The following is a 12290-nucleotide window of genomic DNA, read 5'->3' on the forward strand; positions in this document are numbered from 1 at the left end:
GCAGACAACCAACCTCTAGCGCAATCGCTTATTAGCGACGCAGACCCAGGCGACCGATCAGAGCCTGATAACGACCCAGATCCTTGCCTTTCAGGTAGTCCAGCAGCTTACGGCGCTGGTTTACCATGCGGATCAGACCACGACGGGAGTGGTGGTCTTTACCGTTGGCCTTGAAGTGACCTTGCAGCTTGTTGATGTTGTGGGTCAGCAGTGCAACTTGCACTTCTGGCGAACCAGTGTCACCAACAGCTTGCTGATAGTCAGCTACGATTTGTGCTTTTTCTTGAACGTCGAGAGCCATGAGGCAATCCTTCTTTCAGGAAACCACCCAAAGGATGGTTTCAACAGGCCAGGGACAAATCCCTGTATCTAAAAATGAGTGTTGACCATGCCTGTTAACAGCCACACTCGTTCGGTCATTCTGACCGAATCAGTCGACGCGGCGCGATGCGCCCGTCTTCGCTCACTTCACCGATACCGATAAAGCGACCGTTATGATCCTGTACCCGCACCATGCCGAACTTCGGGGCATCCGGCGCGCGTACCGGCTGGCCGTTGAGCCAGTAGAACGCGCTGTGCTCCGAGAAGTGCAGCAATGGCCAATCCAGCAGCCCACTGTCCGATGGCATCAAAAAGCGATCAACCGCTTCATTGCCGCCTTCGGCATGCACCGCTTCCAGCTCTTCCAGGGTCACGGTCTGTGCCAGGCTGAAAGGGCCGGCCTGTGTGCGTCGCAGCTCTGCAACGTACGCGCCGCAACCGAGCTTTTCACCGATATCTTCCACCAGGGTACGGATATAGGTGCCTTTGCTGCAGTCCACCGCCAGGCGCGCGGTCTCCCCTTCACAGGCGAGCAATTCCAAGCGCGCAATAGTAACAGAACGCGGTTCGCGCTCCACTACTTCACCCGCACGCGCCAACTTGTAAAGCGGCTGCCCATCACGCTTGAGGGCCGAGTACATTGGCGGTATCTGACTGATTTCCCCGCGAAAAGCGGGTAAAGCAGCCTCAATATCAGCACGACCAACGGTCACATCGCGAACCTGCAGAACATCACCTTCGGCATCGGCCGTGGTGGTGGTCTTGCCCAGCTGCATCAGGGTTTCGTAACCTTTGTCGGAATCGAGCAGGTACTGCGAAAACTTGGTGGCCTCGCCGAAGCACAACGGCAATACACCGGTGGCCAGCGGATCGAGACTCCCGGTGTGCCCGGCCTTTTCGGCGTTGAGCAGCCAGCGGACCTTCTGCAGCGCGGCATTGGAGGTAAAGCCAATGGGCTTGTCGAGCAGAATAATGCCGCTGACATTGCGACGGATACGTTTGACCTGAGCCACCGCTTACTCCTTGGCGTCTTCAGGTGTGGACGGGTGCTGGCTGTCTTCAGCCACGGCACGCTCGATCAGTGCCGACAGGTGCGCGCCGCGTACGACGCTTTCGTCGTAGTGGAAGTGCAACTGAGGAACGCTGCGCAGCTTCATTTCACGGGCCAACTGCATGCGCAGGAAGCCTGCTGCAGCGTTAAGCACCTTGATGCTTTGCGCGATTTCTTCGCTGTTGTCCTGCCCCATCACGGTGATGAAGATCTTCGCGTGACCCACGTCGCGACTCACTTCCACAGCGGTGATGGTGACCAGGCCAACGCGCGGGTCTTTGACTTCGCGACGGATCAGTTGAGCCAGCTCGCGCTGCATCTGATCGCCGATACGCTGGGTACGGCTGTATTCTTTTGCCATGTCTTGTTACCTGTTACTGCCACACGGTGAAACCCGTGGGGTCTGAAAGCGGCAAACGCCCGGCCTGACAAAAGCCAGACCGGGCGTTGCGTTTAGAGTCCGTACGCTGCGCGGGGCATTTGCATGCCCACGCGCCGCGTGGCTCCGGAAGTGCGCGAGTCAGAGGCTGCGAGCAACCTGAACCTTCTCGAAGACTTCGATCTTGTCGCCAACCTTGACGTCGTTGTAGCTCTTGACCGCGATACCGCACTCCATGCCGGCACGTACTTCAGACGCGTCATCCTTGAAGCGGCGCAGGGATTCCAGCTCGCCTTCGAAGATAACGATGTCTTCTCGCAGTACACGGATAGGACGGTTACGGTACACAGTACCTTCGACAACCATGCAGCCGGCAACCGCACCGAATTTCGGCGAGCGGAACACGTCACGCACCTCGGCGATACCCAGGATATTCTCCCGAACGTCACTGCCAAGCATGCCGGTAAGGGCTTTCTTGACGTCTTCGATGATGTCGTAGATGACGTTGTAGTAACGCATGTCCAGGCCTTCCTGCTCGACAATCTTGCGAGCGCCGGCATCGGCACGCACGTTGAAGCCAAACAGTACAGCGTTGGAAGCCAGTGCCAGGTTGGCGTCGGATTCGGTGATACCACCGACACCGCCACCGACAACACGCACTTGCACTTCGTCGTTACCCAGGCCGTTCAAGGCGCCGTTCAACGCTTCGAGGGAACCACGTACGTCAGATTTGAGGACGATGTTAAGCGTCTTCTTCTCTTCCTGGCCCATGTTCTCGAAGATGTTTTCAAGCTTGCCGGCGTGAGCCCGGGCCAACTTGACCTCACGGAACTTGCCTTGACGGAACAGAGCCACTTCACGGGCTTTCTTCTCGTCGGCAACCACGCTCATCTCGTCGCCAGCGTCCGGGGTACCGTCCAGGCCGAGAATCTCGACGGGGATGGCCGGACCGGCTTCCTTGATTGGCTTACCGTTCTCGTCGAGCATGGCACGTACACGGCCGTAGTTCGAACCGACCAATACCATGTCGCCTTGGCGCAGGGTACCGTCTTGAACCAGCACGGTCGCAACCGGGCCACGGCCTTTGTCGAGGCGGGATTCAACCACAACACCACGGCCGGGAGCCGATGGGGTAGCGGTCAGTTCCAGGACTTCGGCTTGCAGCAGAACGGCTTCAAGCAGTTCGTCAACGCCAGTACCCATTTTTGCGGAAACCGGTACGAATGGAGTGTCGCCACCCCACTCTTCCGACGTCACGCCGTGAACCGACAGTTCGCTACGGATGCGGTCGAGATCGGCGCCCGGCTTGTCGATTTTGTTCACGGCGACTACCAGCGGAACGCCAGCTGCCTTGGCATGCTGAACGGCTTCGATGGTTTGTGGCATTACGCCGTCGTCCGCTGCAACCACCAGGATCACGATGTCGGTCGCCTTGGCACCACGGGCACGCATCGCGGTAAACGCGGCGTGACCAGGGGTGTCGAGGAACGTCACCATGCCACGGTCGGTTTCAACGTGGTAAGCGCCGATGTGCTGGGTAATACCACCGGCTTCGCCAGCAGCCACCTTGGCACGACGGATGTAGTCGAGCAGGGAGGTTTTACCGTGGTCAACGTGGCCCATTACGGTCACAACCGGTGCACGGGAAACCGCTTCACCTTCAAACTTCAGGGACTCGGCCAGGGAATCTTCCAGGGCGGTGTCGCTGACCAGGGTCACTTTGTGGCCCAGCTCTTCAGCAACCAGTTGAGCAGTTTCCTGGTCCAGTACCTGGTTGATGGTAGCCGGAGTGCCCAGCTTGAACATGAACTTGATGATTTCAGCAGCCTTGACCGACATCTGCTGGGCCAGATCGCCCACAGTGATGGTCTCGCCGATCTTCACTTCACGCACGACAGGGCCGGTTGGGCTCTGGAAACCGTGGGCGTTGCGTTTCTTCAGCTTGGCCTTGCCGCGACCACCGCGACGGAAGCCATCGCTTTCTTCGTCGGTTGTACGTGGGGCAACGCGTGGAGCAGGCGCTTTCTCTTTGACCGAAGCACGATGCGGAGCGTTTTTGCGCTCGCCATCACCGCCACCACCGCGACGATTGTTATCGTCGGCACGTGGTTTGTCCGGACGACGAGGCTCGTCGCGCTTGCGGGCATCTGCTGCCGGAGCAGGTGCTGCAGCCACCGGAGCGGCCTCACGCACAGCTTCAACAGGAGCGGCAACCGCTTCAGTGTTAGCAGGTTGCGCAGCAGCAGGCTGGCGACGCGCTTCTTCTTCGGCGCGACGCTTGGCTTCTTCTTCAGCCTTCTGACGAGCAGCATTTTCTACTGCGCGACGTTCTTCCAGTTCGCGTTTACGCTCGGCTTCGATTTCTTCCGGGCTGCGCTGTACGAAGACTTTCTTCTTGCGTACTTCAACGCTGATGCTCTTGCTACCCGCAACACGCAGGGTGCTGGTGGTTTTGCGCTGCAATGTAATCTTGCGCGGTTCTTCCACTTTCGCCTTGTGGCTGCTCTTCAAGTGAGTCAGCAAAGACTGCTTCTCACTATCGCTCACACCTTCATCGGCGGCGGTGTGCGGCAGACCTGCCTCACGCATCTGCTGCAACAGGCGCTCTACCGGTGTTTTGACCTCATCGGCCAGTTGTTTCACCGTGACTTGCGTCATGCACTTCTCTCCTCAGGCCGCGCCTAGTTACTCGAACCAATGGGCTCGGGCGGCCATGATCAACTTGCCGGCACGATCTTCGTCAATGCCGTCGATGTCGAGCAGATCGTCAATAGACTGCTCGGCCAGGTCTTCGCGGGTAATTACGCCGCGCACCGCCAGTTCCATCGCCAAATCCTTGTCCATACCCTCAAGCGAGAGCAGGTCTTCGGCCGGATGGGCGTCTGCCAGCTTTTCCTCAGTAGCGATGGCTTTAGTCAACAAGCGATCCTTGGCCCGAGCGCGAAGCTCGTTGACGATATCTTCGTCAAAGCCGTCGATGTTGAGCATTTCTTCCAACGGTACGTAGGCAATCTCTTCCAGGCTGGTGAAGCCTTCATCTACCAGCACCTGTGCCAGCTCTTCATCGACTTCCAACTCTTCGATGAAGTTGCGCAGGATGTCACCGGTTTCAGCTTGCTGCTTAGCCTGGATGTCCGATTCGGTCATCACGTTCAGGGTCCAACCGGTCAGTTGGCTGGCCAGACGCACGTTCTGACCACCACGACCAATGGCCTGAGCCAGATTGTCTGCGCCAACGGCGATGTCCATCGCATGGGCATCTTCGTCAACGATAATTGCCGCCACTTCAGCCGGCGACATGGCGTTGATCACGAACTGCGCCGGGTTATCGTCCCACAGGACAATGTCCACGCGCTCACCGCCCAATTCGCCAGACACCGCCTGGACGCGCGAACCGCGCATACCAATGCAGGCACCTTGCGGGTCGATGCGTTTGTCTTTGGAGCGGACCGCAATCTTAGCGCGCGAACCCGGGTCGCGGGACGCCGCCATGACTTCGATCAGGCCTTCGGCAATTTCCGGCACTTCGATACGGAACAGCTCAATCAGCATTTCCGGAGCGGTACGCGACAGGATCAACTGAGGGCCGCGGTTCTCGGTGCGGATTTCCTTGAGCAGCGCACGCAAGCGCACGCCCACACGGAAGGTTTCGCGAGAGATGATGTCTTCCCGAGCCAGCAACGCTTCGGCGTTATTGCCCAGATCGACGATCACGTTGTCGCGGGTGACTTTCTTAACGGTGCCGGAGATGATTTCACCCAGGCGTTCGCGATAGGCGTCGACGACTTGAGCGCGCTCAGCTTCGCGGACCTTCTGCACGATGACCTGCTTGGCGGTCTGTGCAGCAATACGGCCGAATTCGATCGATTCGATTTTTTCTTCGACCACATCGCCAACCTTGGCACCAGGATGCGTTTCAGCAACCTTGCTCGGCCAGGTTTCGATAGCCGGATCGTCAAGATCGGCCTCTTCGACGACTGTCCAGCGACGGAAAGTCTCATAGGCACCGGTGTGGCGATTGATTTCCACACGCAGATCAACTTCGTCCTCAAAACGTTTTTTGGTAGCAGTGGCCAGGGCCAGCTCCAACGCTTCAAAAATCACGCTTGCCGGTACGCCCTTTTCATTGGATACCGACTCAACAACCAGCAGTACTTCTTTGCTCATCGTACGCCTCGCCTTTCGCAAGCCATTGGATCCGCGGGATCCGCGTCTCAGTCAAAACTGGGAATAATGTTGGCCTTGTCGACCATATCGATCGGCAACAGGAATTCATGGTCTTCTACCTGCACCACGACATCCTGTTCTTCTACACCGCGCAGAAGGCCCTGAAAGTTGCGTCGCCCTTCAAAGGGAGATCGCAGCTTGATCTTCACTTGTTCACCGGCATATTTAGCAAACTGTTCAAGAGTGAACAGTGGGCGTTCCATGCCTGGCGAGGAAACTTCGAGGGTGTATTCAACGGAGATCGGATCTTCAACATCCAACACACCACTGATCTGACGGCTGACAATGGCACAATCGTCCACCAGCACACCGCCCTCTTTATCGATATAAACGCGCAACATTGAGTGGCGACCTTGAGCCGAAAACTCAATACCCCAGCATTCATAGCCTAGGGCCACGACCACCGGGGCCAGCAAGGCCTGCAACTCTTCTAGCTTGCTCGACACCTGAACCCCCTCGTGCATGTATGTGCATGCTGTGCAAAATAAAAAAATGGGCGAAACGCCCATCCTTGAAACGCCGTCGAACAGCGGCGTTGAAAGTGTCCAGCTAACAAAAAGCCCCTTAAAAGGGGCTCCGCTAAAACTGGTTGCGGGGGCCGGATTTGAACCGACGACCTTCGGGTTATGAGCCCGACGAGCTACCAGACTGCTCCACCCCGCGACAAAGCTGGGGCGGAAGTATACGACCGATCCCTTGCAGGGTCAATGTAACCTTCCACCTACAAGAAAGCCCGCAACAGCGGGCTCTCCTGATAATTGGTACCGAGAAGGGGACTCGAACCCCTACACCCTATGGGCACAACCACCTCAAGGTTGCGTGTCTACCAATTCCACCACCTCGGCAATACAACGTTTACAACCCTTCTTACTTCTGCTCTTGAGCTGGAGGTACGTCAGTCGCTGGAGTAGCCGACTTTTGCTCTTGAAGCACCGGAACATCATCAGAAGCCGGTTTTGCTTTTGGTACTTCCAACACTGCTGGATCTGGCAAACCTACTTGAGTCAGCACATGAGCTTTCTCTTTAGCAAAGTAACCTAACCCCAAGCTGGTTATGAAGAAACCGGCGGCAAGCATAGCAGTAAACTTACTAAGAAAGGTAGAGGAACCTTGGCTTCCGAATACAGTATTTGAAGCACCTGCACCGAAAGACGCACCAGCATCCGCACCTTTACCCTGTTGCAGCAAAACCAGGGCAACTACGCCCAGTGCAGCCAACAGATGAAAAACGACCACGACTGTTTCCAGCATTTTTTCAGTTTCCCGCGGCGCGACAGATCGCACCGAACTCATCTGCATTCAGGGAAGCTCCACCAATGAGCCCCCCATCGATATCCGGCATGCCGAACAGTTCGACCGCATTGGCCGCCTTCACGCTGCCGCCGTATAGAAGACGCACACCTTGTGCGACTTCAGAATTCTCTGCCGCCAACTGCGCGCGGATGGCTGCGTGCACATCCTGCGCCTGTTGCGGTGTAGCAGTCAGCCCGGTGCCAATGGCCCAGACCGGCTCGTATGCGATGACCGCTTTTGCAAACGCACCAACACCCAACTCTTCGATGATGCTGCCCAGCTGACGCGAGACAACCTCAAGAGTCTTGCCCGATTCGCGCTGCTCCAGGGTTTCCCCTATGCACAACACTGGGATCAGACCGCATGCCTGTGCCGCTGCGAACTTGCGATTGAGCATCCCATCGCGCTCACCCATCATCTGACGGCGCTCGGAGTGCCCGACAAGCACAAAGGAACATCCCGCATCTACCAGCTGACTCGGCGCAATTTCGCCGGTCAACGCACCTTGCATGGCTTCCACCGCAGAATTCTGCGCGCCGACCTGGATCGACTTACCCTTCAAGCCATCAACCACTTGGGCGATATGCAGGCAAGGCGGGAAAACCGCAACATCGACACCGCCAGGCAAGGCCAAGTGACGAAGGCCATTGATCAGCTCAGCGACACTGGCGCGGGTACCGTGCATCTTCCAGTTACCAGCTACCATAGTGCGACGCATGCTGTACCTCGTCGGTCAAAGTGGGCGCAGATGTTACCCAACCCTTTCATCACTGGCAAGCCGAATTCAGGCGCAAACTTCAGTTACCAGTTTTGCCAGGTCTTCAGCGTGGCCGCGAACCTGTGTTTCATCTTCACCCTCGACCATGACACGCACCAGAGGCTCCGTGCCCGACTTGCGCAGCAATACCCGCCCACGCCCTTCCATCGCCAGGGTTACGCGCTCACAAGCGTCCTTGACCGCAGGGTGCTCAATCGGGTTTTCGCCTCCACCGAACCGCACGTTCAGCAGCACTTGCGGACACTTACGCAACGCCTGCCGCGCCTGAGCCAAGCTTTCCTCGCGACGACGCAAGGCAAGCAGCACCTGCAGCGCGGCGATAATCGCATCACCGGTCGTGGTGTGCTGGAAGCACACGATATGGCCCGAGTTCTCACCACCTATCTGCCAATTACGCTCGAGCAGCTCTGCGATGACATAACGATCACCGACATTGGCGCGAATAAAAGGAATGCCCAGATCTGCCAGGGCGAGCTCGAGCCCGAGATTGCTCATCAAGGTGCCGACCACACCCCCTTGCAACTTGTTACGCTCATGCAGGTCGCGAGCAATAATGAACAACAAGTCATCACCATCCACGATGGTACCTGTGTGATCCACCATCAGAACACGGTCGCCGTCGCCATCGAAAGCGATACCCAGGTCTGCATGCTCGGCCAATACTGCGGCCTGCAACTGCTCCATATGGGTAGAGCCGCAGTTGTCGTTGATGTTCAAGCCGTTAGGCTGGGCCGACAACACAGTAACCTGTGCACCCAACTCCTTGAACACGCTCGGCGCCACCTTATAGGTTGCACCGTGGGCGCAATCGACAACGATCTTCAACCCGGCGAAATTGGTGCTGCTTGGCACGCTGCTCTTGCAGAACTCAATGTAACGGCCGGACGCGTCGTTAATACGCGAGACCTTGCCCAACTTGCTGGATTCGACCACTGTCATCGGCGCATCCAGCAACTCCTCGATCATCAGCTCAATCTCATCGGGCAGCTTGGTACCTTGACCCGAGAAAAACTTGATACCGTTGTCATCATGAGGGTTATGCGAAGCACTGATAACAATGCCCGCCTCGGCATGGAAGGTACGCGTCAGGTAGGCGATAGCGGGCGTGGGCATTGGCCCCAGCAGCATCACATCGGCCCCAGCCGCAGACAACCCGGCCTCCAGCGCAGACTCGAACATATACCCCGAAATTCGAGTGTCCTTGCCCACCAGGATGCGACACGCGCCCATGCTGCGGAACGCCATGCCCGCCGCCCATCCCAACTTGAGCATAAAGTCAGGGGTAATCGGGAACTCGCCGACCCGACCACGGATTCCGTCGGTGCCAAAATATTTTTTAGTCATAAGTGCTCCATCATTCTTATTCGGCTGATTCTACAGCGGCAATCATACGCACCACGTCCACTGTCTCGGCGACATCGTGCACGCGCAGAATTCGCGCGCCTTTGGTCAAGGCGAGTGCCGCCAGTGCAAGTCCGCCATACAGACGCTCACCCACCGGACGATTCAACGCCAGCCCTATCATGCTCTTGCGCGACACCCCTACCAACAGGGGCCGACCAAGGGCATGCAAGGACTCCAGGTGCTTGAACAGGCTTAAATTATGTTGCAGGGTTTTGGCGAATCCAAAACCCGGATCAAGGATGATCTGCTCCGGCGCAATACCCACGGCAGCACATTGGGCAATCCGCTCAGCGAGAAAGCCTGTCACCTCTCCCACCAAATCGTCGTAATGCGGGTTGTCCTGCATAGTGCCGGGCTCGCCCAACATGTGCATGAGGCACACCGGCAACCCGGTAGCGGCAGCTGCGTCCAACGCGCCATCGCGCCGCAGTGACCGCACATCATTGATCAAGCCAGCCCCCAAACGAGCAGTTTCGCGCATCACTGCGGGGGTCGAAGTATCAACGGAGATGATGACGTCCAACTCCCGGGCAATACGCTCGACAACCGGAGCGACCCGCTCCAACTCCTCAAGAGGAGAAACCACACGGGCACCAGGCCGAGTCGACTCACCACCGACATCGATCAACGTCGCGCCAGCCGCCACCATCGCCTCGGCATGACGCAACGCAGCGTCCTGCTGACTGAATCGGCCGCCATCAGAAAAGGAATCGGGGGTTACATTGAGGATACCCATGACGTGTGTATGGGCCAAATCAAGAACCCGGCTGCCGCAAGGCAACCGGGTGGAGGGCAACACAGAAGTCATTTCAAACCTTAGTGTTCGGCTGCAGGACCGCCGATCGGGGTTTCAGGGCGTTCATTCTGAACCACGGGCGGAGTGCCCGAGGTGCCTGAACCGCCTTCCCAGTCGCGAGGTTCGCGCGGCGGACGACCTGCCATGATGTCGTCGATCTGATCGGCATCAATGGTTTCGTATTTCATCAGCGCATCGGCCATGGCATCCAGCTTGTCGCGGTTATCGGTCAGGATCTGCTTGGCCGTACCGTAGCACTGGTCAATGATGCTGCGAACCTCGGAATCGATCAGCTTGGCAGTCTCACCCGAAAAACTGGCACTTTGACCGCCACCACCACGACCCAGGAACACCTCGCCATCTTCCTCGGCATACATCAAAGGACCGAGTTTTTCAGACAAGCCCCACTTGGTCACCATGTTTCGCGCTATCTGACTGGCTCGCATAATGTCGTTGGAAGCGCCGGTGGTCACACCGTCAAAGCCCAAGGTCATCTCTTCGGCAATCCGTCCACCATAAAGCGAGCAGATCTGGCTGATCAGCGCACGCTTGGAGAGGCTGTAGCGATCCTCTTCTGGCAGGAACATGGTCACGCCAAGTGCGCGACCTCGCGGAATGATCGAAACCTTGTACACCGGGTCGTGCTCAGGCACGACGCGCCCCACGATCGCGTGACCGGCTTCGTGATAGGCAGTGTTCTGCTTCTCTTTTTCGGACATGACCATGGACTTGCGCTCGGCGCCCATCATGATCTTGTCTTTAGCCAGCTCGAACTCTTTCATTTCTACAATGCGCTTGCCGGTACGCGCGGCAAACAGCGATGCCTCGTTCACCAGGTTGGCAAGGTCAGCACCGGAGAAACCAGGAGTACCACGGGCAATCACGGCCGGAGCCACATCGTCACCCATCGGCACTTTACGCATGTGCACTTTCAGAATCTGTTCGCGCCCGCGAATATCAGGCAAGCCAACCACCACCTGGCGGTCAAAACGGCCTGGACGCAGCAAGGCCGGGTCAAGCACGTCAGGACGGTTGGTCGCGGCGATGACGATGATGCCGTCATTCATCTCGAAGCCGTCCATCTCTACCAGCAGCTGGTTGAGCGTCTGTTCGCGTTCATCATGACCACCGCCCATGCCAGCACCACGATGACGACCAACAGCGTCGATTTCATCGATGAAGATAATGCACGGCGCATGTTTCTTGGCCTGCTCGAACATATCGCGAACACGGCTGGCACCGACACCGACGAACATCTCGACGAAGTCAGAACCGGAAATGGTAAAAAACGGCACCTTGGCTTCACCGGCAATTGCCTTGGCCAGCAAGGTTTTACCCGTACCCGGAGGGCCGACCATCAGCACGCCGCGCGGAATACGACCGCCAAGACGCTGGAATTTGCCCGGATCGCGCAGGAATTCGACCAGCTCACCGACTTCTTCTTTGGCCTCATCGCAGCCGGCAACATCAGCCAGCGTGGTTTTCACCTGATCCTCGGACAGCAGGCGCGCCTTGCTCTTACCGAAACTCATCGGTCCACCCTTGCCCCCCGCACCGCCCTGCATCTGGCGCATGAAGAACATGAAGACTGCAATGATCACCAGAATAGGGAAACTGGCCACCAGAAGCTGGGTCCAGATGCTCTGCTGTTCAGGCTGCTTGCCTTCAACCACCACGTGGTTATCGACCAGATCGCCGATCAGACCGTTATCCTGGATTGCCGGACGAATGGTCTTGAAGCTGTCGCCATCGTTGCGCTTGCCGGTGATCACATAGCCATCTACCGCTACGCGCTCGACTTTGCCATCCTTGACTTGCTGGATGAAGTCGGAATAGTTGAGGGTCTGCGGCTCGTTAGGGCTGGAGAAGTTGTTCATCACCGTCACAAGGACAGCCGCGATGATCAACCACAGGATCAGATTCTTTGCCATATCGTTCAATTAACTACCCTCTGAAGCAAGCTCCGCTGCTGGCGCGCGCTTCGCATGATATTCACCGGCCTAACTTACTACATTACCTACAACTCTGGCAGGCGCCGTCT

The 12290-nt window shown here is 57.5% G+C and carries 11 protein-coding genes and 2 tRNA genes; all 13 read right to left on the bottom strand.

The annotated features are described in order from the left end of the window. Positions 1 to 31 precede the first annotated feature (31 nt). Positions 32 to 301 (bottom strand): 30S ribosomal protein S15, encoded by a 270-nt coding sequence (rpsO, locus tag G7025_RS15350; RefSeq protein WP_003176135.1) that lies wholly within the window; start codon positions 299 to 301, stop codon positions 32 to 34. A gap of 115 nt (positions 302 to 416) precedes the next feature. Next, positions 417 to 1334 (bottom strand): tRNA pseudouridine(55) synthase TruB, encoded by a 918-nt coding sequence (gene truB, locus G7025_RS15355; RefSeq protein WP_181080013.1) that lies wholly within the window; start codon positions 1332 to 1334, stop codon positions 417 to 419. Positions 1335 to 1337: 3 nt separating this feature from the next. Next, positions 1338 to 1733, bottom strand: coding sequence for a 30S ribosome-binding factor RbfA (gene rbfA, locus G7025_RS15360; RefSeq protein WP_065883945.1), 396 nt, complete (start codon positions 1731 to 1733; stop codon positions 1338 to 1340). 159 nt (positions 1734 to 1892) lie between these two features. Continuing rightward, a complete protein-coding gene (gene infB, locus G7025_RS15365) occupies positions 1893 to 4409 on the bottom strand; it encodes a translation initiation factor IF-2 (RefSeq protein ID WP_181080014.1) in 2517 nt (838 codons plus the stop codon). A 27-nt stretch (positions 4410 to 4436) separates the two neighbouring features. Continuing rightward, on the bottom strand, positions 4437 to 5918 hold the full coding sequence (gene nusA, locus G7025_RS15370; protein WP_181080015.1) for a transcription termination factor NusA: 1482 nt from the start codon (positions 5916 to 5918) through the stop codon (positions 4437 to 4439). Positions 5919 to 5965: 47 nt separating this feature from the next. Then, a complete protein-coding gene (gene rimP, locus G7025_RS15375; RefSeq protein WP_181080016.1) occupies positions 5966 to 6424 on the bottom strand; it encodes a ribosome maturation factor RimP in 459 nt (152 codons plus the stop codon). Between the two features lie 140 nt (positions 6425 to 6564). Further along, a tRNA-Met gene (locus G7025_RS15380) sits at positions 6565 to 6641 on the bottom strand. 96 nt (positions 6642 to 6737) lie between these two features. Then, positions 6738 to 6823: transfer RNA gene (locus G7025_RS15385), tRNA-Leu, on the bottom strand. A gap of 22 nt (positions 6824 to 6845) precedes the next feature. Next, positions 6846 to 7229, bottom strand: coding sequence for a preprotein translocase subunit SecG (secG, locus tag G7025_RS15390; protein WP_181080017.1), 384 nt, complete (start codon positions 7227 to 7229; stop codon positions 6846 to 6848). Positions 7230 to 7233: 4 nt separating this feature from the next. Beyond that, complete coding sequence (gene tpiA, locus G7025_RS15395) at positions 7234 to 7989, bottom strand: triose-phosphate isomerase (protein WP_181080018.1); 756 nt, start codon at positions 7987 to 7989, stop codon at positions 7234 to 7236. 66 nt (positions 7990 to 8055) lie between these two features. After that, positions 8056 to 9393, bottom strand: a complete 1338-nt coding sequence (gene glmM, locus G7025_RS15400) for a phosphoglucosamine mutase (protein ID WP_181080019.1) — start codon at positions 9391 to 9393, stop codon at positions 8056 to 8058. 16 nt (positions 9394 to 9409) lie between these two features. After that, positions 9410 to 10261, bottom strand: coding sequence for a dihydropteroate synthase (gene folP / locus G7025_RS15405; protein WP_181080020.1), 852 nt, complete (start codon positions 10259 to 10261; stop codon positions 9410 to 9412). A gap of 8 nt (positions 10262 to 10269) precedes the next feature. Further along, on the bottom strand, positions 10270 to 12180 hold the full coding sequence (gene ftsH, locus G7025_RS15410) for an ATP-dependent zinc metalloprotease FtsH (RefSeq protein ID WP_181080021.1): 1911 nt from the start codon (positions 12178 to 12180) through the stop codon (positions 10270 to 10272). Between the last annotated feature and the right edge of the window lie 110 nt (positions 12181 to 12290).

The sequence above is a fragment of the Pseudomonas lurida genome (assembly GCF_013522705.1).
Lineage (GTDB): Bacteria > Pseudomonadota > Gammaproteobacteria > Pseudomonadales > Pseudomonadaceae > Aquipseudomonas > Aquipseudomonas quebecensis.